This is a genomic window from Streptomyces sp. NPDC026246, assembly GCF_055567995.1.
The window spans coordinates 367460-387226 of the sequence record NZ_JBVHPJ010000004.1; the positions used below are offsets into that span (position 1 = coordinate 367460).

Below are 19767 nucleotides of genomic sequence, written 5' to 3' on the forward strand. Positions count from 1 at the left end.
GCGACAGGCGCGGACCGGGCAGGACTCGGTGAGCATCGAGTCGGTGCACCGTCACCGCATCAGCCCGTCGACCAGGACAGGTGGTTATCGATGAGCGGCGTCAATTCCCGGACCGAGCGGGCGTGGACCGCTGGTACTGCACCAGGCATATTCCCTTTTCTCAGTCACGGTATCGCCCTGGCCCGGCGACCGCTGGAATTCCTGAATTCCCTGCCCCGGCACGGCGATCTCGTCGAGTTGCGCCTCGGCCCGCGGCGCGCCTGGATGGTCTGCCACCCCGAGTTGGTCCATCAGGTCCTCAAGGACCCCAGGACGTACGACAAGGGAGGCCCGCTGTACGACCGGCTCGGCGCACTGATGGGCGACGGTCTGGTGACGTGTCGTCAGGACGCGCACCGCCGCAAGCGCAGGATGCTGCAGCCCGCCTTCCGGCGCTCGCGCGTCACCGGGTACGCCGACCTGATCGCCGAGGAGGCGGAGGCCACCTGCCGCGCCTGGCAGCCGGAGCAGGAGGTCCGGGTCAGCGCGGAGATGACGGCCCTGACGACGAGGGTGATCAGCCGCGTCCTGCTGTCCGACTCCCTGGACGAGGCCACCGCCGCAGAGGTGCGGGACTGCCTGACCGTCATCGTCCGCGGCCTGTTCGTCCGCACGATCACCCCGGTCGACGCGTTCTTCCGACTGCCCCTCCCCGCCAACCGCCGCTACCGGCGGGCCGTGGACCGCGTGCGCGCGATCATCGACGCGGCCGTCGCGGAGCGCACCGCGGGCGCGCCCCGCGACGACGTGCTGGGCGCCCTCCTGGCGGCCGGGCGCGAGGAGGGCACACCGGCCCTCACCCCGGAGGAGATCCACGACCACCTGGTGACGCTGCTGCTCACCGGGGTCGAGGCGCCCGCGCTGTGTCTCGCCGACGCCTTCGCCCTCCTCGCCCGCAACCCCGAGGCGGAGCGCCGGCTGCACGAAGAGGTCGACACCGTGCTGGACGGACGGTCCCGGCCCGCCTCCGCCGATCTGCCGCGCCTTTCGTACACCCGGTGCGTGGTCTCCGAGACGCTGCGTCACACCTCACCCGGCTGGCTCTTCACCCGTGTCGCCACGCGGGAGACGGAGCTGGCCGGCTGCCGGCTGCCCCGCGGGGCGACCGTGCTCTACAGCCCCTACCTCCTGCACCACGCGCCCGGCACGTTTCCCGAGCCCGAGCGGTTCCTCCCCGAGCGCTGGCTGCCGGGATGCCCCACCACCGAGCAGCGGCGGGCCTGGATGCCGTTCTCCGCGGGTGGACGCACCTGCCTGGGCGACGAGTTCTCCCTGATGGAGGCCACGTTGGTGCTCGCCACCGTCGCCGGCCACCGGCGCCTTCGGCCGCTGCCGGGGGCCGCCGAGCGGCAGCGCCCGGCCATCACCCTCGGGCAGCGGGCCCTGGTGATGAGCTGTGAACCGCGTGCCCGCCCACCGCGGACCGGGAACGGGTTCTCCTCCGGCACCGCGAGCGAACGAACGGCGGGTGACCACCATGTCGGTCACGCATGAGGAGATCGCCGTCGAACAGCCCGGCGACGCCTGCGCGTCCAGCCTGGCGGAGCTGATCGACGCCCACCTGCACATGCCCTACCCGGCCCGGCGCAACCCCCACGAGGCCGAGGCGGCCGTAGGCGTCGGCCGCTGGCTGGCCGAGTGCGGACTGGCCGGGGAACCGGGGGTCGCGGCGATGATCGCGCGGACCCGTCCGGCGGAACTGGCCTCGTACAACGGCCCGGACATGGACGCCGGGCTGTTGCGCATCGCGGCGCACCAGATCGCGTACCAGTTCGTCTTCGACGACCGCGCGGAGGAGATCGGCCGGGAGGCGCCGGAGTCGCTGCTGCCGATGCTGGCCGAGAGCGTCGGCGTCCTGCGGGACGGCAGGCCGCCCGGCACCGCACTCGGAGCCGCCCTGGCCGACCTCCACGAGCAGGTCCGGCTGCGCTGCACCCCGGCCCAGGCGGCACGCTGGGCGTGGAAGAGCCGGGAGTACGTGCACGGGCTGCTGTACGAGGCGGTCGCGCAGGCCGGCGCCCGTCCCCCGAGGAACGACCTGTGCGACGCCATACGGTCCCTGACCGCCGGCGTCGAGCCCTTCCATCCCTTGTGCGAGGCGGCGCAGCCCGCCGAACTGCCCCCGGAGGAGCTCCACCACCCCGTGGTGCGGCGGCTGAGCCGGCTGTCGGCCGACGCCGCGGTCTGGATACCCGACCTCTACTCGGCGGTGAAGGAGCAGCGCTCCGGCGGGGTCATCAACGTGGCCCTCGCGTACGCGCGCAGCCGGCGGTGCTCCCTGCCCGCGGCCGTCCTGCTGGCCGTACGGCAGATCAACGACACGATCCGTGAGGTCGAGCGGCTCCGGGCGGCCGTCGTGCCCGTGCTGAGTCCGGCCGGCCTCGGCTATGTGGACGGCCTGATCGGCTGGATCGGCGGCTGCTACCACTGGTCCCGCACCGTGCCGCGCTACGCGGACGCGGCGGCCCCGATACAGGATTCCGACCCGCCGGGGAAGGCAGGGTTGACCGACGTTACCCGAAGGAGGGAGGCCCACTTCCCCGACTCCGAGTGATTCATCCTTTCCAGTTGCAGGATCCGTCATATCAGGCCATTACCGCACCTGTACGGGCATACGCTCGGCCTGTCTCCCGGAGGCCGACGACAGAAAGTGGTGCGGCACATGGAGCAGGATCTTGGGCAACCCGTACCCGAGACCCGGCCGTTGCTCGAGCGTGCACGCGAACTGCGTGCCCTCGACACTGCCTTGGCGGAACTGCGGTACGCGGCCGACGGTGTGCCGCGCGCCCGCAGCAGGGGACTCCTGGCGTTCACCGGGTCGGCCGGGCTGGGCAAGACGGCGCTGGTCACGCAGGCCCGTGCCCGGGCCGCGGCGCGCGGGTTCACCGTGTTCTCCGGCAGGGGCGGCGAGAAGGACCAGAAGCTGGCGTTCCACGTGGCGCGCCAGCTCGTGCAGCCCTCGCTGGCGGCACTGGACGCGGAGAAGCTGCGCCAGGCCCTGGGCAGCTGGTACGACATCGTCTCGGCGGCCCTCGGCCTGGAGGCGAAGGGTGCCGCCCGGCTGCCGGATCCGGACTGCGTGCGCGAGGGGCTGGACTGGGTGATGACTCGCCTCGTCGTCCGCAGGGCGCCCGTGGTCCTGCTCCTGGACGACCTGCACTGGGCCGACGCCGAGTCCCTGGGCTGGCTCGCCTCGTTCGCCCCCCGGGCCGACGATCTGCCGCTGCTCGTCGTGGCCGCCTACCGGCCCGACGAACTGCCCCCCGAGGGAGCCGCGTTGCGCTCGCTCGCGGGACGGCACGGCAGCCACTCCTTCAGTCTGGAGCGGCTGAGCGCGGACGGCGTGGCGCAGATCGTCAGGGACGAGCTCGGACGGGACGCCGAGGACCGGTTCTGCAAGGAGTGCTGGTCGGTCACCGGCGGCAGCCCGTTCGAAGCGGTCGAACTCGCCATCCGGCTGGGCGAGCAGAACCTGCGGGGCACCGAGGGCGACCTGACCGCCATGCGGGAGATCGCCGCGACGGTGAAGGGCCCGGGTCTGCACGAGAGACTGCAACGGCTCGACACGCGAACGGTCCGCTTCGCGCAGACCGCCGCGGTCCTCGGCTCGCCCTTCTGCCCGCGGCGCGCCGCTGCCATCGCGGTGCTCGGCGACGAGGACGCGGCCGAGGCCGTCGCGGATCTGCGCGCCGCCCGCATCCTGGCCGAGGGCGAGGGCCCGAAGGGCGAGCTGGAGTTCGTCCACCCTCTGATCGCCACCTCCGTCTACCGGCACATCCGCTCGGGCTTCCGGGTCCTGCTGCACAATCTCGCCGCCGAGTCGCTGCGCACCTCGGGCGAGAGCCCCACCGCCGCCGCACGGCACCTGCTGGAGGTGCCGTGCGAGGGCCGGCCCGAGGCGGTGGCGTGCCTGCGCGAGGCCGCCCGCGAGAGCCTGAGCGCGGGCGCCACCGAGGCGGCGCGCAGCCTGCTGACCCGCGCGCTGCAGGAACCGCCGCTGCCGGAGGACCGGGCCGCGGTCCTGTACGAACTGGCCTGCTGCACGTTCCTGATCGAACCCACCGCCACCGTGCGCCATCTGCGGGAGGCGCTGGCGCAGCCGGATATCGACCCCGACCTGCACGCGTCCATCGTCTACACGCTGACCCAGGCACTGGCCCACACCGACCAGCTGGCCGAGGCCGCCACCGTCGCGGCCGAGGAGGCGCGCAAGGCCGCCCATCCCCGGGTGCGGCTGCGCATGCAGGCCGACCACTTCGTGTGGAGCATGGTCCGCACGGACGACGCCGACGCACCGGCCCGCTCCCGTGCCCTGGCCCGGCTGGCCGCGCAGCTGCCCGGCCGCAGCCTGGAGGAGCGCTGCATCATGGGCCTGCGCGCGTGGGACGCCATGAAGCGCGGCGAACCGCGGGAGACCTCTCTCTCCTTCGCCGAGAAGGCCCTCGACGGCGGCATGAGCTGGACCGACGAGAACCGCGGCTTCGAAGTCCCCGTCTCCGTCGCGCTGGTGTTCATGTACGGGGACCAGCCGCGGCGGGCCGAGGAACTGTTCGGCAAGGGCATCGCCGAATGCGTGGGCAAGGGCTGGCGCGGCTCCCACCTGGCGCTGGGGCAGACGCTGGCGGGTTACATCCGCTACCGCCGGGGATGTCTCGCCGAGGCCGAGAACCTGGTCAGGGAGGGCCTGCGGATCGCCGAGAAGGTCGACGGGGCGGTCCCCGCCCGGTGGTTCGCGCTCGGCGTCCTCATCCAGACCCTGCTGGCCCGCGGGCGTGTCGGCGAGGCACGCCGGCTGGCGGACGGGTCCCGGTACGCCACCGAGGTGCCGAACGCCGTCATCTACCCGGACCCGCGCACGGTGTACGCGGAACTGCTCGTCGCGGAGGGCCGGCGGGAGGAGGCCGTGCCCCTGCTCACCGGGGTCGGCGCCTGGCTGGACCGGCGGGCCTGGCGGAACCCGGCCTGGTGCCCGTGGCAGCTCCACCTTGCCTCCGCGCTGGCCCCGACAGCCCGCGAGGAGGCCCTCCGGCACGCCGGTGACGCCGTGCGCCGCGCACGCGACTTCGGTGCCGCCTCGGTCGTCGGGCAGGCACTGCACACGCTGGCCGACGTCACCGGCGGGCCGGCCGCGCTCGACCTGTACGACGAGGCCGTCGACCACCTCGAACGGTCGCCCGCGGGCTACGAACTGGCGCGCGCCCTGGTCGGTCAGGGCGCGGCGCTGTCGCGCGAAGGCCGCATGCAGCAGGCCGCCGACCGGCTGTACCGGGGGCTGGAGGGCGCGGTGCACTGCGGCGCCGAGGCCCTCGCCGCGCGGGCCAGGCAGGAGCTGTCGGCGGCGGGGATGCGTCCGCTGCCCCTGCGCTACGCGCAGACCGACCTGCTGACGGCGCAGGAGCGCAGGGCCGCCGAGATGACGGCCCAGGGCCTCCCGGCACCGGCGGTGGCGCGGGAGCTGCGGATCACGGAGGAGGGCGTGCGGCGGCAACTTTCCTCGGTGTACCGCAAGCTCGGCACCGACGCGGCCGGACTGGCCGACGCCCTGGAGGCCTCCCCGCCGCCGGGACGCTGAAGACCGGCCGGGCTCACATCGGGCCGGGGGTCGCCCCGCCCTTGAGGCGTTCCAGGTCGGAGGGGCGGACCTGGATGACGATCAGGGCGATCAGGGCGGCCACGGCGGTGAAGACGGCCGCTGTCACGAACGCGGCCGAGACGCCCGCGGTGAGGATCTCGTCGGACCAGGGTTTGGGCAGCTGCCCGGTGCGCTCGAACCGCAGGCGTTCCACCGGTGTCGCCTGGCGCAGGAAGTCGGGGACTTGCTTGTCGGCCTCGTTGGTGCTGGCCGTGCCGTACATCGTCACCAGGATGGACAGGCCGAGGGAACCTCCGACCTGCTGGGTCGCGTTGAGGAGCCCGGAGGCCGCGCCCGTCTCGGGGGTGGGCACGTTGGACAGGGCCATGAGGGTCAGTGAGACGAACTCCATGCCCATGCCGAGGCTGAAGACGAGCATCGGCCCGAGGACGCTGCCCGCGTAGGTGGAGTGCACGTCGGTCAGGGTGAGCCAGGCCAGTCCGGCCGCCGCCAGGATCGCGCCCAGCACCATGAACGGCTTGGGCCCGTAGACGGGCAGGAACCGCGAGGCCAGTCCGGCGCCGACGGCGATGACCGCGCTGACCGGCAGGAAGGCGAGACCTGCAGCCAAGGGGCTGAAGCCCAGCACGTTCTGCACGAACAGCGTCAGGAAGAAGAACATCCCGAAGATCGCGGCGGCGAGGCACAGCATGATGCCGTAGGTGCCCGCGCGGTTGCGGTCGGCGAACATGTGCAGCGGCGTGATGGGTTGTCTGGAGCGCCGCTCGATCAGGATGAAGGCGATCAGGAGCACGACCGCCCCGGCGAACGAGGCCAGAGTGAGCGGATCCCGCCAGCCGTCCTGCGCGGCCCGGATGAACCCGTAGACGAGCAGCACCATGCCCGCGGTGGACGTGACGGCGCCGACGATGTCGAAGCGCCCGGGATGACGCTCGGACTCGCGGATCCACTTGGGGGTGGCGAGCACGATGAGCAGGCCGATGGGCACGTTGACGAACAGCACCCACCGCCAGTTGAGCCACTCCACCAGCATCCCGCCGGCCAGCAGACCGATCGCCCCGCCGCCCGCCGAGACCGCGGCGAACACCCCGAAAGCGCGGTTGCGTTCCGGTCCCTCGCGGAACGTGGTGCTGATCAGGGCGAGGGAGGTCGGGGAGGCGATGGCACCGCCCACGCCCTGGAGGGCGCGTGCGCCGAGGAGTTGGCCGGGGTTCTGGGCGAACCCGCCGAGCAGGGAGGCGAACACGAAGAGCAGCACGCCGAAGATGAACACGCGCCGCCGGCCCAGGATGTCACCGGCCCGGCCGCCGAGGAGCAGCAGGCCGCCGAAGGTGAGGGTGTAGGCGTTCACCACCCACGACAGGCTCGTGGTGGAGAAGTCGAGGCTGGTCTGGATGTGCGGCAGGGCGATGTTGACGATGGTGATGTCGAGAACGACCATCAGCTGGCACGAGGCGATGACCAGAAGCGCCATGACGTTTCCGCCACCACCGGTCTCCTTGGTGGTGGTCGCCTGTGGTGCGGCCGGCTGCGGGCTGCTGCCTGCGGTGTCCACCGTTCGACGGTACGCCCGCCCCATGGGCCTCACCACTCGACCGGACGCGCGGGCGGCCCGAACTGAAATCCGCGGTGCGGGCGGCGATAATCCGAGCGTGATCCGCGTTCTGCTCGTCGAGCACACCCGTCTCGTGCGGGGAGCGTTCGCCGCCCTGCTGTCGCACGAGGACGACATCGAGGTCGTCGCCGAGGCCGACGGCGAGGGGGACGTGCTCGCCCGCGCGCTGGCGTGCCGGCCGGACGTGGCCGTGATCGACGTGGACTCCCGCGAGGGCGAGGAACTGGCCGTCCGGGGTGAGCTGCGCGAGCGGCTGCCGGAGTGCCGGATGCTGCTGGTGATGGCCTCGACGACACCCGAGCGGCTGCGCCGCATGCTGGATCTGCACGCCGCCGGTGTCATCAGCACCAACGCGCCGCCGGACCGGCTGGTGTACGGGGTCCGCAAGCTGGTGCGGGGGCAGCGCTTCGTCGACCCGGAGTTCGCTCTGGCCGCGCTGGACGCGGGCGTGAACCCGCTGACGCCGCGCGAGGTGGAGGTGCTGCGGCTGACCGCCGACGGCACGCCCACGCGGGAGATCGCCGAGCGGCTGTGTCTGTCCGTGGCGACGGTCCGCAACCATCTGTCGGCGATCACGCGCAAGACGGGCGGCCGCAACCGCATCGACGCCATCCGGATCGCCACCGAGTCGGGCTGGGTCTGAGCGCCCGCCCCCTTGCCCTTGCCCTTGCCGCGCCGTGCCCCGGGTGCCCGGGAGCGCCCCTGAACGCCCCCGGACAGAGGAACGGCCGGGCAGGTCATCGAGGTGTACCTGCCCGGCCCCCGCGGGCCCTCGCGCCCTGTCCCGGGATCTGCCACGAGCATGGCAGAGCGGGCACGGCCCCGACCAGCACCGTTTGTCACGCGTTCGACGTGAAGCCGTCATCGGCCACCCGGGAGGAACGCCGATACGGGATGGGCGTTCGGCCCGCCCCGCCCGCTGCCCGGCGCCTTGTCCTGCGGCGACACCTCCTCGGCCGCTCCGGCCGGGTGGCGAGGACGCGGCGGGGTCAGCCCAGGAAGCTCAGCCGCACCTTGCGGTCCGGGTTGTCCTTGTTGGTGTCCACCAGGCACACCGACTGCCAGGTGCCCAGTTGCAGCCGGCCGTCGACGACCGGCAGGGTCGCGTGCGGCGGGACGAGGGCGGGCAGGACGTGGTCACGGCCGTGGCCGGGGCTGCCGTGCCGGTGCTGCCAGCGGTCGTCGGCGGGCAGCAGGGTGTGCAGCGCGGACAGCAGGTCGTCGTCGCTGCCGGCACCGGTCTCGAGGACGGCGATCCCGGCGGTGGCGTGCGGGACGAAGACGTTGAGCAGGCCGTCGCGGCCGGCGGCGGCCTCACGCAGGAAGGACTCGCAGTCGCCGGTGATGTCGAGGACCCTCTCCGCGGATCCGGTGCTGACGTTCAGGACTCGAGTGGTGAAGGCATCAGACATGCCCTCCATCCTGGCCCATGCGTCGGCCGCCCCCGGGCCGCCCCGCCCGTCGGGAAGATCCACGCCCCCGTGACCGTTGGTAGAAGCGTGAACAACCCGCGTGAGGTCGAGACCGTGGTCATCGGTGCCGGTCAGGCCGGTCTGGCGGCCGCCTACCACCTGCGGCGCTCCGGCTTCGAGCCGGACCGCGACTTCGTCGTGCTCGACCACTCCCCCGGTCCCGGGGGCGCCTGGCAGTTCCGCTGGCCGTCGCTCACGTACGGCAAGGTGCACGGGATGCACGCGCTGCCGGGCATGGAGCTCACGGACGCGGACCCCGCTCGGCCGTCCGCCGAGGTGATCAGCGAGTACTTCGACCGGTACGAGCGGGTCTTCGACCTGCGGGTCAGGCGCCCGGTAGGGGTGCGGGCCGTGCGCGAGGGCACGGGCGGCCGGCTGCTCGTGGAGACCTCGGACGGCAACTGGTCGACGCGGACGCTGATCAACGCCACCGGCACCTGGGACCGGCCGTTCTGGCCGCGCTACCCGGGCCAGGAGACCTTCCGCGGGCGGCAACTGCACACCGCGCAGTACCCCGGACCCGAGGAGTTCACCGGGCAGCGGGTCGTCGTGGTGGGCGGCGGGGCCTCGGGCACCCAGCACCTGCTGGAGATCGCCGGGTTCGCTGCGGCCACCACCTGGGTGACCCGGCGCCCGCCCGTGTTCCGCGAGGGACCGTTCGACGAGGACGCCGGCCGGGCCGCGGTGGCGCTCGTCGAGGAGCGGGTCCGGCAGGGACTGCCGCCCCGCAGCGTCGTCTCGGTCACCGGGCTGCCGCTCAACGACGCGATCCGGCAGGGCATCGAGGACGGGGTGCTGGACCGGCAGCCGATGTTCGACCGCATCACCCCGGCAGGCGTGGAGTGGAAGGACGGCCGGCACGTCGACGCCGACGTCATCCTCTGGGCCACCGGTTTCCGCGCCGCGATCGACCACCTCGCCCCGCTGCGGCTGCGCGGTCCGGGCGGCGGCATCCGCATGGAGGGCACGCGCGCGGCCGCCGACCCGCGGATCCACCTGGTCGGCTACGGGCCCTCGGCCAGCACGATCGGCGCGAACCGCGCGGGCCGTGCGGCGGTCCGCGACATCAGGCGGCTGCTGAGCCGGGAGCGGGCCGCGGCGTAGGTCCGTCCGCCGTCACCTCACCCGGCCGCCCGTGCCCCGTCGCTCTTCTGCCGGGCGTTGAACTCCGCGACGTTGCGCTGGTGTTGCTGGTAGTCGGCGGTGAAGCGGGTGTCGCCCGGGCGGATCGTGACGAAGTACAGCCAGTCGCCGGGGGGCGGGTTGACGGCCGCACGCATCGCCTCCTCGCCGGGGTTGTCGATGGGCGTCGGCGGCAGCCCCATGCGCTGGTACGAGTTGTAGGGGCTGTCCATCCGGGTGTCGCGCAGCGTCGTACGGAGGGTGGAGCGGCCGAGGGCGTAGTTGAGGGTGGAATCCATCTGCAGCGGCATGCCGCGCTCCAGGCGGTTGAAGACGACCCGGGCGACCTTCCCCATGTCGGCCTTGGTGGCCGCCTCCGCCTGGACGATGCTGGCGATGGTGACGGCCTGGTAGACGTTCATGGCGTTGCGCTGCGCCCCCGCGGCGATGGGCGCGCCGTTGAACCGCTCGTTGGCGGTGTCGACCATCAGCGACAGCAGCTTCTCGGGCGTCGTCTTCGCGCCCAGCGGGTACGTCGCCGGGAAGAGGTAGCCCTCGGGGTTGCCGTCGGCGTCGTTCGGCAGTTTCAGCGCGGCCTTGGCGACGACCTTCTTCGTGCTGCCCGCGGGCAGTTCGAGGGCCTTGTCGACGGCCGTGTAGACCTGGGTCGCGCGCCAGCCCTCCGGGACGACCAGGGCCGTGGGCCGGGCGTCCTCCTCGGGCGTCAGCATCAGCAGCGGCACCGCCACGGCGGTACCGACCACGACGGCTCCGGTCGCGACGAGGGCGATGCGGCCCCGGCGCGTCAGTCGAATCGTGCTCCGTGGCGGAGTGTTCTTCTGCATGCGGGCACGGTAACCCGCATATCGTCACAAACCCGGCATATTTTCATTTTGTCGGTTGCAGTTGGGCGTCCCGGCGTACCAGGGCGGCGTACCGGCCGTCCTGTTCCAGCAGTTGCTCGTGGGTGCCGCGTTCGACCGCGCGTCCCGTGTCGAGGACGACGATCTGGTCGGCGCCCCGCACGGTGGAGAGCCGGTGGGCGATGGTCAGCGTCGTGCGGTTGGCCGTCAGGGCGTCGATCGCCTCCTGGACGGCCGCCTCGGTCCGGGTGTCCAGCGCGCTGGTGGCCTCGTCGAGGATAAGGACCGGCGGGTCGCGCAGGATGGTGCGGGCGATGGCCAGGCGCTGCTTCTCGCCGCCGGAGAAGCGGTGTCCGCGCTCGCCGACGACGGTGTCGTAGCCGTCGGGCAGGGATGCGATGTGGTCGTGGATCTGGGCCGCCTTCGCCGCCCGCCGGAGTTCCTCGTCGGTCGCGTCGGGCTTGGCGAAGCGCAGGTTGTCGGCGACCGAGGCGTGGAAGAGGTACGTCTCCTGCGAGACGACGCCGACCGCCCGCGCCAGGGTGTCGAAGTCGAGGTCGCGCACGTCGACCCCGTCGAGGGTGACGCGCCCGCCGGTCACGTCGTACAGGCGGGGCACCAGGTAGCCGAGTGTCGACTTGCCGGCCCCGGTCGGGCCGACCACGGCCAGACTGCTCCCGGCCGGCACGGTGAGGTCGATGCCGTCCAGGATCGGGCCGCCCTTGTCGCCGTAGCCGAAGGTGACGTCCTCGAAGCGGACCTCGCCCTTGACGCGGTCGAGGCGGACCGGATCGGGGCGCTCGGTGATGTCGATCGGCAGGTCGAGGTACTCGAAGATGCGCTGGAAGAGGGCGAGCGAGGTCTGGATCTGCACGCCGGTCGACAGCAGGCTCACCGCGGGGCGGAACAGGCCCTGCTGCAGCGAGACGAACGCCACGATCGTGCCGATGGACACCTCGGGGCCGCCCATCTGGAGGGCCATGCCCGCGGTCCAGTAGATGACGGCGGGCAGAGCGGCCATGACGATGGTGATGACGGCCATCCGCCACCGGCCGGCCATGTTCGAGCGCACCTCCAGGTCGACGAGTTCCTCGGACTCGTCGGCGAAGGACCGCGTGAGGGAGTCGGAGCGGCCCATGGTCCGCCCGAGCAGGATGCCGCTGACGGAGAGCGACTCGGTGACCGTGGCGGCCATGGCGGCCATCTGCTTCTGGCGCCGGGTGGTGATCTTCCGGCGTTCGTCGCCGACGCGGCGGCTGATCCACACGAAGACCGGCAGCAACACCAGCGAGACGATCGTCAGCCGCCAGTCCAGGGCGATCATCGCGACGATCGTGGCGACCACACTGGTCAGGTTGGAGACCAGGGAGGTCGCCGTGGAGGTGACGGTGGCCTGCATGCCGCCGATGTCGTTGGCGATGCGGGACTGCACCTCGCCGGTGCGCGTGCGCGTGAAGAACGCCAGGGACATGCGCTGGAGCCGGCCGTACACGGCGGTGCGCAGGTCGTGCATGACGCGCTGTCCCACGGTCGTGGAGATCAGGGTCTGGAGAACCCCGAAGACGCTGGTGAGGACGGCGCCGAGGATCATGCCGAGGGCGAGCAGGCTGAGCAGGCCGGTGCGCCCCTGGGGGATCGCGACGTCCAGGATCTCCTTCAGCAGGAAGGGCGTGGCGACCGAGACGAGCGACGCGGCGCCGACCAGCAGGCCGACGACGGCGAGGCGGCCCCGGTAGGGGCGGAACAGGGCGAGGATGCGGCGGACCTGCCGGGGCTGCTCCTCCATGCCGTCGGGCGGGGTCCAGGCGAGGGCGTGGTCGGGACGCATGGGCTCCTTCGCGGGTGGTGTCGCCGGGGGCGTGGCGGGTCGGATCGTCGTTCATTGTTACCTAGACTCACAATGAACGTCATCCTGATAATGTTCCCCGCATGACCATGCCCGACCCCGACGGACTTCTCGCCGAGCAGTTGCTGCGGCTCACCCGCCGGGTCCACCGCATCCAGAAGCGCCATCTGCAGCAGCGTGAGCTGGGCGTCACACCCGCCCAGTCGCGTCTGCTGCGCACGCTCGCGCACTGGGGTTCGCCGCCGCGCATGGCCGATCTAGCAGAGCGGCTGGAAGTGGTGCCGCGCGCCGTGACGACCCTGGTGGACGGGCTGGAGGCGAGCGGGACGGTGCGACGCGTGCCCGATCCCGCGAACCGGCGCGTGATCCGCATCGAGCTCACGGACGAGGGCCGGTCCACACTGCGCGAGCTGCACGCCGCGCGCAGGTCGGCCGCGGAGGAGATCCTCGCTCCGCTGACGGGGGATCAGCGCGAGACGCTGGGCGCACTGCTGGACACGCTGATCGACGGGGCGCCGGCGGAGCGCTGCTGACGATCGCCGGGCGCGGAAGGGTGAGGGCAGGGCGGGTCCTGTCCTGCGGCGCAGGACCAGGGCGCCGGTGCGGGCACGGCCGGGTACGAGTACGCAGCCGCCGGGCGGGGTGCCGGTGCCGCCGCAGGGGGTGCAGTCGCGGACGGGGGGCGGTAGTCCGCGCTCTGAGGGCTAGGCCGCCAGGTCGGCCCTGTCGCCCATCACCACCACGGGACGCTGTCGCGGGTCGAGCGTGCGCAGCAGGTACCTCATCGCCGACTCGGACACGCTGACGCAGGCCGACGTGCCGCTGCCGTGGTCCATGTGCAGCCAGATCCCGCCGCCCTTCTCCTGACCCTCCGGCCGGGTCGGGTCGTTGGGCGGGGTGCCCTTGACGCGGTTGTAGTCGATGGCGATGACGTAGTCGAAGTCGTGCCAGTGCGACTTGGCCCACCAGCGCGGGGCGGTGAAGGCCGCGGAGCGCGTGTACGGGAGCCGGGAGCCCGGGTCCGGCAGCACGCCGCCCGCGTCGCTGAGGGTGAACACGCCCACGGGGCTGCGGTCGTCGTCCTCGTGGTGGTCGGTGGTCCAGCCCTTCTTGCCGTTGTGCCCGGCCCAGTCGCGCTCCCGCTGCCAGGCCGAGCCGTGCCTGGTGTACAGGACGACCTTGGAGTCGGCGGAGTTCTTCCCGTCACCGTAGACCGCGACGACCTGGCGGGAGCCGGACGGGATCTGCCGCTGGAGCCGGTCGCCCACACCGGGGATGCGGGTCGGATCGGCCGTGGCCGCGTGGGGGCGAGTCGCCGGGCGCCCGGCGTCCGTCCCGCCGCCCTGCGCGCCGCCGCACGCGGACAGAGCCGTCACGAGAGAGGCGACGACCGCCGTCGCGGCCACCGCTCGTCGTACGCCACCACTGTGCATCGCTCCGTTGTTCATCGCCCCATGGTCGCACCCGCGCTCCGGTGACGACGGGGCGAGGTCGCACGGGCGGCCGGTCGCGTGCGGTGGACGGAAAACCGGTTGCCTCCGACCGCGTCGCAACGCGAACCTGTCACGGTTTGCTGCCTTCGGCCCGCACCCCCTCGCCCCCTCCTCCGCCTCGCCTCACCCCTTCCCGCCTGACACGAGCCACTGGGACGTCATGAAGATCCAAGACCTTCCGTACCCCGACCCGGGCGTGCCGGACGCGCGTTCGGGTTCCCGCTTCCTGTGGTGGCTGTTCCGGAACCAGCTCGGCGGGCAAGCGAAGGCGCTGGCCTGGGGCCTGCTGCACTTCGGCTGCGTCGCCGCGCTGCCGTTCTGCGTGGGCGTCGCCGTGCAGGCCGTCGTCGACCGGTCCGGGGCGCAACTCGCCCTGGCGGGCGGTCTGCTGGCGCTGGCCTGCGTCGGAAGCGCGGTCGGCGACACCTTCCTGCACCGTGCGGCCGTCACCAACTGGATCACGGCGGCGGCCCGGGTCCAGCAGCTCCTCGCCCGCAAGGCCGCACGGCTGGGCTCGGCGCTGACGCGGCGGGTGGCGGCCGGCGAGGTCGTGGCGGTCTCCACGGGGGACGTGGAGAAGATCGGCTGGTTCGTCGAGGCCCTGTCCCGGTTCACCGCGGCCGTGGTCACCGTCGTCCTGGTCTGCGGGGCGCTGCTGGTCCACCAGCCCGCGCTCGGCATGGTCGTCGCCCTGGGCCTGCCCGTGGTGGCCCTGGCCGTGCTCCCGCTGCTTCCGCGTGCCACCCGGCGGGCCGACGTGCAGCGCGAGAAAGCGGGCCGCGCCACCGAACTCGCCTCCGACACCGTCGCCGGTCTGCGTGTGCTGCGCGGCATCGGCGGCGAGGAACTGTTCCTCGACCGCTACCGGGACGCCTCCCAGGAGGTCCGGCACGCGGCCGTGCGCAGCGCCCGCATGTGGTCCCTGATCGCCGCGATCCAGGTGCTGCTGCCCGGGCTGCTGCTCGTCGGCCTGGTCTGGTACGGCGTGCACCTGGCACGCCAGGGCCGGATCACGGTCGGTGAACTGGTCACCGTCTACAGCTCGGTGATGATCCTCAGCTACCCGCTGCGCCACTTCGAGGAGATCGCCATGGCGTACTCCTTCTCCCGCCCCTCCGCACGACGGGCCGCGGGCGTGCTGGCGCTGGAGCGGGCCACGGACAGCGCGGGCACTCTGTCGGCCGGTTCCCTCTCGGGGGACCTGTACGACCCGCAGACCGGGCTGCTCGCCCCCGCCGGGCGCCTCACGGCGGTGGTGTGCGGTGACCCGGACGCGGCGGGCCGGCTGGCGGAACGCCTGGGCGGGCACCCGTCGCAGCAGGGCACCTCCGCGCTGCTCGGCGGCGTCCCGCTCGACGAACTCCCGCTGGACGACGCCCGGTCGGCGGTCCTCGTCCAGGACAAGGACCCGGTGCTGCTGTCGGGCACACTGCGGGAGCTGCTCGACGTACCCGCCTCGGGTGAGGTCGAGCCGCGGCGGGCCCTGGCGGCCGCGCAGTGCGACGACGTGCTCGCGGCGCTGGCGCAGGGTTCGCTGGAGGCCGGTGATCCCATGGACGCGCGGATCACCGAGCGCGGCCGGTCCCTGTCCGGCGGTCAGCGGCAGCGGCTCGCCCTCGCCCGTTCCCTGGTCACCGATCCGCAGGTCCTCGTGCTCGACGAGCCGACCTCGGCGGTCGACTCGCACACCGAGGCCCGGATCGCCGCGGGCGTGCGGGAAGTGCGCGCGGGGCGCACGACCGTGGTGTTCACCTCCTCCCCGCTGCTGCTGGACCGGGCGGACGGGGTGGTGTTCCTGCACGACGGCGAGGTGGTGGCGACCGGGACGCACCGGGAGCTGCTCCAGGGCGAGCCCCGCTACCGGTCGGTGGTCACACGCGAGACGGACGACGAGACCGCGCGGGAAGCGGCGGCCCCTTCGGCCGTGCTGGGGGCGGAACTGATCGGGGCGGACATGCTGCGGAAGCTGGAAGAGATCGAGGAGAAGGCATGATCGGCGTCGCACCACCGGCCTACGACCCGGCGGCCCCGACGACGGCGAGCACCCTGCCGGTCGGCGCCCCCGCGACCGTCCGCGCCTACGTCACCGAGCTGCTGCGCCGGCACCGGCGCGCGTTCGCGGCCCTGGTCGCCGTGAACACCGTGGCCGTCGTCGCCTCGATGGCCGGACCGTGGCTGCTGGGCGACCTGGTGGAGCGGGTCTCCGACGGGACCCGGGAGCTGCGCCTGGAACTCACCGCGGGCCTCTTCCTGGCCGCGCTGCTCGTGCAGGCCCTGTTCGTCCGCCAGGTGCGGCTGCGCGGCGCGATGCTCGGCGAGCGGATGCTGGCCGACCTGCGGGAGGACTTCCTCGTCCGGTCGGTCGGGCTGCCGCCCGGGGTGCTGGAGCGGGCCGGCACCGGTGACCTGCTGTCGCGGATCACGACCGACGTCGACCGGCTCGGCAACGCCATGCGCGAGGCCGTGCCGCAGTTGTCGATCGGTGTGGTGTGGGTGGTCCTGCTGATGGGCGGACTGGTCGTCACCGCTCCGCCACTGGCCCTCGCCGTGCTGGTCGCCCTGCCGCTGCTGATCGCCGGCTGCCGCTGGTACTTCCGGCGGGCGCCGGCGGCATACCGTTCGGAGGCCGCCGGGTATGCCGCCGTGGCCGCCGCCCTGGCCGAGACCGTCGACGCCGGGCGCACCGTCGAGGCACACCGCCTCGGTGACCGCCGCATCGCCCTGTCGGAGCGCCGCATCCGGGAGTGGACCGCCTGGGAGCGGTACACGCTGTGGCTGCGCTCGGTGCTCTTCCCCGTCATCAACGTCACCCACTTCACCGTCCTGGGCGCCGTGCTGATGATCGGGGGCGTGTTCGCCCTGCAGGGGTGGATCGACGTCGGCCAGCTCACCACCGGCGCGCTCATCGCCCAGATGCTCGTCGACCCCGTCGGGCTGATCCTGCGCTGGTACGACGAGCTGCAGGTGGCCCAGGTGTCCCTGGCCCGGCTGGTCGGCGTGCGGGACATCGAGCCCGACCAGGGTGATCGCACCGTGGCCCCGAAGGGACGGCACGTGCACGCCGACCGGGTGCACTTCGGGTACCTGGAGGGCGTGGACGTGCTGCGCAAGGTGTCCCTGGAGGTCGCCCCCGGCACCCGGCTGGCCCTGGTCGGTCCCTCGGGCGCGGGCAAGTCCACGCTGGGGCGGCTGCTCGCCGGCATCTACGCGCCCCGGGACGGCCGGATCACCCTGGGCGAGGCCGAGCTGTCCCGGATGCCCGCCGAACGCGTCCGCGAGCACGTGGCGCTGGTCAACCAGGAGCACCACGTCTTCGTGGGCTCGCTGCGCGACAACCTCCGGCTGGCCAGGTCCGGAGCCGTCGACGCCGAGCTGTGGGCCGCGCTGGGCGCGGTCGACGCGGACGGCTGGGCCCGGGCCCTGGAGGACGGTCTGGACACCGAGGTCGGCTCGGGCGGCCTGGGGCTCACGCCCGCCCAGGCCCAGCAGATCGCGCTGGCCCGTCTGGTGCTGGCCGATCCGCACACCCTGGTCCTCGACGAGGCGACGTCCCTGCTCGATCCGCGTGCCGCCCGCCACCTGGAGCGTTCCCTGGCCCGGGTCCTCGACGGCCGCACGGTCGTCGCCATCGCCCACCGGCTGCACACCGCGCACGACGCGGACGTCATCGCCGTGGTCGAGAACGGGCGGATCAGCGAACTGGGCAGCCATGACGAACTGGTCGCCGCGGACGGGGCCTACGCCTCGCTGTGGCGGTCCTGGCACGGCTGAGGGCGACGGGAGCGCCGGCGCCACCGGCGCCTGGCGTTGCGGGGTCCCGCGGCTCGGTGGAAGTCTGGAGACAGGCACCGGCTCGGGGAACGCCCGAGGGGCCGCGGCACCGGCGGCACCCGGGCGGACCCGGATCCCGCCGGGGGCGCCGGCTCGTGCCCCGTCCGGTGCGGCGGCGGCCCGGCGCGGGCCCTGGTGCGAGCGGGCCCGCCCCACCCCCTGGAGGTACCCCGTGAGCAGCTCCGACGGCTGGGGAGACGACGTCTACCAGCCGGAACAGAACGAGCAGAGAGAGGACACCGGGGTGCTCGACTCCGAGGACACCCTGGACTACGACGGAGTCGACGATCCTCTCGACCGGGGCTGGTCCCCTCCGGAGCGGCCCTGGGCCGTCGAGCACCTGGGCGTCACGGCGGCCGAACGGCTGCGCGGGGAGACACTCGACCAGCGGCTCGCGGAGGAACTGCCGGACGGCGCGGCCGACGACGGTGACGGTATCGGGGACTGCGAGGGCACCGACGGGGAACTCCTGGACAACGAGGTCGGGGCGGCCCGCTCCGGCCGGCTGGTCGCCCCCGACGAGGGCGCCCACGAGGACGAGGAGGCCGCGCTGGTCGCCCTGGACGTGGGCATCGACGGTGCCGCGGCGTCGGCCGAGGAGGCCGCGGTGCACATCGTCGACGAGGACACCCTGCCCGGCTGACCCGGGGCTCCGCCCCGCCGCCCGGCCCGAGCCTGTCACCTCAGTCGCCAGAGGAGCATCCATGCAGCAGGACAAGCACCCCGACTACCACCCCGTCGTCTTCCGCGACCGCGCCGCCGGGTACGCGTTCCTCACCCGGTCCACCGCCACCAGCGACCAGACCATCGAGTGGGACGACGGTGAGACCTACCCGGTCGTGGACGTGGAGATCTCCTCGGAGAGCCACCCCTTCTACACGGGCAAGGCCCGGACGGTGGACACGGAGGGCCGCGTCGCCGCGTTCGAGCGGCGTTACGGCAGCAGCGGCTGACATCCCGCTGCCCGCTGCCCGCTGCCCGCTGCCCGCTGGGGTCAGATCACATTGAGGGCCGCCGCGCAGCCCACCCCGCCGAGCAGCATGAACACCGGCATCAGCACCTTCAGCTCCACCCAGCTGCCCGCCCGGAAGCGCATGAACTTCGGCGGACCGACCGGGTACCAGCGCTTGCGGCCGACGGGGATGGGCCACAGGATCGGGCAGCCGGAGACGGTGAGGGCGTCGCCGATGTCGTGCACGATCGCGCCGAGCACGACCGGCAGCCCCAGCCACAGGTACTCCTGGCCCGGCGCGGTGAACAGCCAGTCCGCGCCGTTGCCCGGCTGGTCCAGCGTCCCCGCGAGGATCCAGGCGGTGGTCGCGGCCAGCAGCCACACCAGGACCTCGCTGCTGGAGCCCCGGGTGGCCCGCCACAGCAGGCCCTCGATGGCCAGCACCATGTGCACGAAGAGGATCGCCAGCACGCCCCAGCGGTCGACGGTGAGAGCCACCACCGACGTGCCCGCTCCGATCAGCACCGCCCACAGCCAGGTGTGGGTGAGCGTGCGGTGCCCGCCCGAGCGGCGCGGGTCGCCCTGCTTCTTCGTCGCCTTGTAGACGGCGTAGGACAGCTTGTCGACGATCTCGCACAGCCAGCGTGACACCGGCCCGAAGGACCGGGAGATCGTGGCCGCCTTGTGGTCGAGGTCCGGGGCGAGGGCGGCACCGGCGCAGATCAGCGCGCCGACCAGGAGGACCGGCCAGGGCATCGGGTGCCCGGCGGCGGCCGCGGCCGCACCTACGCCGAGCCAGGCGGCGGCGCCCGACAGTGAGTGTGCTGGTCCCATCATGGCCGTTGCCCGCCCCATTCCTCGTGTGCCGCTGTCCAGTTGACCGGGAGCGCCGACGCGCGGTCGGCGCCCCAGCGTAGCGTTCGTGATCTTCGAGGCCGCAG

At 73.0% G+C, this 19767-nt stretch carries 16 protein-coding genes; 10 read left to right on the forward strand and 6 right to left on the reverse strand.

Translation table 11 applies throughout. The annotated features are described in order from the left end of the window. Window positions 1-90: 90 nt before the first annotated feature. The 3 genes from ACZ4M5_RS13605 (at window position 91) to ACZ4M5_RS13615 (ending at window position 5611) form a co-directional block, all read left to right on the forward strand. Complete coding sequence (locus ACZ4M5_RS13605; protein WP_467736182.1) at window positions 91-1533, forward strand: cytochrome P450; 1443 nt, start codon at window positions 91-93, stop codon at window positions 1531-1533. Beyond that, the gene (locus ACZ4M5_RS13610; protein WP_467736184.1) at window positions 1517-2593 is read left to right on the forward strand and encodes a (-)-alpha-amorphene synthase; all 1077 of its coding nucleotides are present in this window, start codon (window positions 1517-1519) and stop codon (window positions 2591-2593) included. The genes ACZ4M5_RS13605 and ACZ4M5_RS13610 overlap by 17 nt, the downstream gene beginning before the upstream one ends. A gap of 108 nt (window positions 2594-2701) precedes the next feature. Then, window positions 2702-5611: an ATP-binding protein gene (locus tag ACZ4M5_RS13615; RefSeq protein WP_467736186.1), complete on the forward strand. Its 2910-nt coding sequence runs from the start codon at window positions 2702-2704 to the stop codon at window positions 5609-5611. A gap of 13 nt (window positions 5612-5624) precedes the next feature. Here ACZ4M5_RS13615 and ACZ4M5_RS13620 read toward each other — a convergent pair whose 3' ends face one another. Next, the gene (locus tag ACZ4M5_RS13620) at window positions 5625-7106 is read right to left on the reverse strand and encodes an MFS transporter (protein WP_467736572.1); all 1482 of its coding nucleotides are present in this window, start codon (window positions 7104-7106) and stop codon (window positions 5625-5627) included. A gap of 178 nt (window positions 7107-7284) precedes the next feature. On the opposite strand from ACZ4M5_RS13620, the gene ACZ4M5_RS13625 reads away from it, so the two are divergent. Next, window positions 7285-7890 carry a response regulator transcription factor gene (locus ACZ4M5_RS13625; protein ID WP_369193886.1) on the forward strand — a complete coding sequence of 202 codons (606 nt, stop codon included), beginning with the start codon at window positions 7285-7287 and terminating at the stop codon, window positions 7888-7890. 346 nt (window positions 7891-8236) lie between these two features. Here the strand turns inward: ACZ4M5_RS13625 and ACZ4M5_RS13630 are convergent, their stop codons facing one another. After that, window positions 8237-8659, reverse strand: a complete 423-nt coding sequence (locus ACZ4M5_RS13630) for a secondary thiamine-phosphate synthase enzyme YjbQ (protein ID WP_369193884.1) — start codon at window positions 8657-8659, stop codon at window positions 8237-8239. Window positions 8660-8746: 87 nt separating this feature from the next. Here ACZ4M5_RS13630 and ACZ4M5_RS13635 point away from each other — a divergent pair, with 87 nt between their 5' ends. Further along, the gene (locus tag ACZ4M5_RS13635; protein WP_467736574.1) at window positions 8747-9823 is read left to right on the forward strand and encodes an NAD(P)-binding domain-containing protein; all 1077 of its coding nucleotides are present in this window, start codon (window positions 8747-8749) and stop codon (window positions 9821-9823) included. A gap of 17 nt (window positions 9824-9840) precedes the next feature. Here ACZ4M5_RS13635 and mltG read toward each other — a convergent pair whose 3' ends face one another. Continuing rightward, on the reverse strand, window positions 9841-10686 hold the full coding sequence (gene mltG / locus ACZ4M5_RS13640; protein ID WP_467736189.1) for an endolytic transglycosylase MltG: 846 nt from the start codon (window positions 10684-10686) through the stop codon (window positions 9841-9843). Window positions 10687-10729: 43 nt separating this feature from the next. Then, a complete protein-coding gene (locus tag ACZ4M5_RS13645; protein ID WP_467736191.1) occupies window positions 10730-12532 on the reverse strand; it encodes an ABC transporter ATP-binding protein in 1803 nt (600 codons plus the stop codon). Window positions 12533-12633: 101 nt separating this feature from the next. Between ACZ4M5_RS13645 and ACZ4M5_RS13650 the strand changes: the two genes are divergently transcribed. Further along, window positions 12634-13083 (forward strand): MarR family winged helix-turn-helix transcriptional regulator, encoded by a 450-nt coding sequence (locus ACZ4M5_RS13650; protein WP_467736193.1) that lies wholly within the window; start codon window positions 12634-12636, stop codon window positions 13081-13083. Window positions 13084-13254: 171 nt separating this feature from the next. On the opposite strand, the gene ACZ4M5_RS13655 is transcribed toward ACZ4M5_RS13650, so the two are convergent. Continuing rightward, a complete protein-coding gene (locus tag ACZ4M5_RS13655; RefSeq protein WP_467736576.1) occupies window positions 13255-13983 on the reverse strand; it encodes a L,D-transpeptidase family protein in 729 nt (242 codons plus the stop codon). A 220-nt stretch (window positions 13984-14203) separates the two neighbouring features. On the opposite strand from ACZ4M5_RS13655, the gene ACZ4M5_RS13660 reads away from it, so the two are divergent. The 4 genes from ACZ4M5_RS13660 to ACZ4M5_RS13675 all read left to right on the forward strand — a co-directional run bounded on the left by ACZ4M5_RS13660 (window position 14204) and on the right by ACZ4M5_RS13675 (window position 18827). Beyond that, complete coding sequence (locus tag ACZ4M5_RS13660) at window positions 14204-16036, forward strand: ABC transporter ATP-binding protein (RefSeq protein ID WP_467736195.1); 1833 nt, start codon at window positions 14204-14206, stop codon at window positions 16034-16036. Further along, window positions 16033-17814: an ABC transporter ATP-binding protein gene (locus ACZ4M5_RS13665; protein WP_467736197.1), complete on the forward strand. Its 1782-nt coding sequence runs from the start codon at window positions 16033-16035 to the stop codon at window positions 17812-17814. The genes ACZ4M5_RS13660 and ACZ4M5_RS13665 overlap by 4 nt, the downstream gene beginning before the upstream one ends. Before the next feature lie 232 nt (window positions 17815-18046). Beyond that, window positions 18047-18517 (forward strand): DUF5709 domain-containing protein, encoded by a 471-nt coding sequence (locus ACZ4M5_RS13670; protein WP_467736199.1) that lies wholly within the window; start codon window positions 18047-18049, stop codon window positions 18515-18517. A gap of 61 nt (window positions 18518-18578) precedes the next feature. Next, window positions 18579-18827 carry a type B 50S ribosomal protein L31 gene (locus ACZ4M5_RS13675; RefSeq protein WP_467736201.1) on the forward strand — a complete coding sequence of 83 codons (249 nt, stop codon included), beginning with the start codon at window positions 18579-18581 and terminating at the stop codon, window positions 18825-18827. A 41-nt stretch (window positions 18828-18868) separates the two neighbouring features. On the opposite strand, the gene ACZ4M5_RS13680 is transcribed toward ACZ4M5_RS13675, so the two are convergent. Continuing rightward, the gene (locus ACZ4M5_RS13680; RefSeq protein ID WP_467736203.1) at window positions 18869-19663 is read right to left on the reverse strand and encodes a metal-dependent hydrolase; all 795 of its coding nucleotides are present in this window, start codon (window positions 19661-19663) and stop codon (window positions 18869-18871) included. Between the last annotated feature and the right edge of the window lie 104 nt (window positions 19664-19767).

Bases quoted from the DNA above. Each gene is read 5' to 3' on its own strand.
- ACZ4M5_RS13605 (WP_467736182.1), top strand. From the start codon at position 91: ATGAGCGGCGTCAATTCCCGGACCGAGCGGGCGTGGACCGCTGGTACT.
- ACZ4M5_RS13610 (WP_467736184.1), top strand. From the start codon at position 1,517: ATGTCGGTCACGCATGAGGAGATCGCCGTCGAACAGCCCGGCGACGCC.
- ACZ4M5_RS13615 (WP_467736186.1), top strand. From the start codon at position 2,702: ATGGAGCAGGATCTTGGGCAACCCGTACCCGAGACCCGGCCGTTGCTC.
- ACZ4M5_RS13620 (WP_467736572.1), bottom strand. From the start codon at position 7,106: ATGGCGCTTCTGGTCATCGCCTCGTGCCAGCTGATGGTCGTTCTCGAC.
- ACZ4M5_RS13630 (WP_369193884.1), bottom strand. From the start codon at position 8,659: ATGTCTGATGCCTTCACCACTCGAGTCCTGAACGTCAGCACCGGATCC.
- mltG (WP_467736189.1), bottom strand. From the start codon at position 10,686: ATGCAGAAGAACACTCCGCCACGGAGCACGATTCGACTGACGCGCCGG.
- ACZ4M5_RS13645 (WP_467736191.1), bottom strand. From the start codon at position 12,532: ATGCGTCCCGACCACGCCCTCGCCTGGACCCCGCCCGACGGCATGGAG.
- ACZ4M5_RS13650 (WP_467736193.1), top strand. From the start codon at position 12,634: ATGACCATGCCCGACCCCGACGGACTTCTCGCCGAGCAGTTGCTGCGG.
- ACZ4M5_RS13655 (WP_467736576.1), bottom strand. From the start codon at position 13,983: ATGCACAGTGGTGGCGTACGACGAGCGGTGGCCGCGACGGCGGTCGTC.
- ACZ4M5_RS13660 (WP_467736195.1), top strand. From the start codon at position 14,204: ATGAAGATCCAAGACCTTCCGTACCCCGACCCGGGCGTGCCGGACGCG.
- ACZ4M5_RS13665 (WP_467736197.1), top strand. From the start codon at position 16,033: ATGATCGGCGTCGCACCACCGGCCTACGACCCGGCGGCCCCGACGACG.
- ACZ4M5_RS13675 (WP_467736201.1), top strand. From the start codon at position 18,579: ATGCAGCAGGACAAGCACCCCGACTACCACCCCGTCGTCTTCCGCGAC.
- ACZ4M5_RS13680 (WP_467736203.1), bottom strand. From the start codon at position 19,663: ATGATGGGACCAGCACACTCACTGTCGGGCGCCGCCGCCTGGCTCGGC.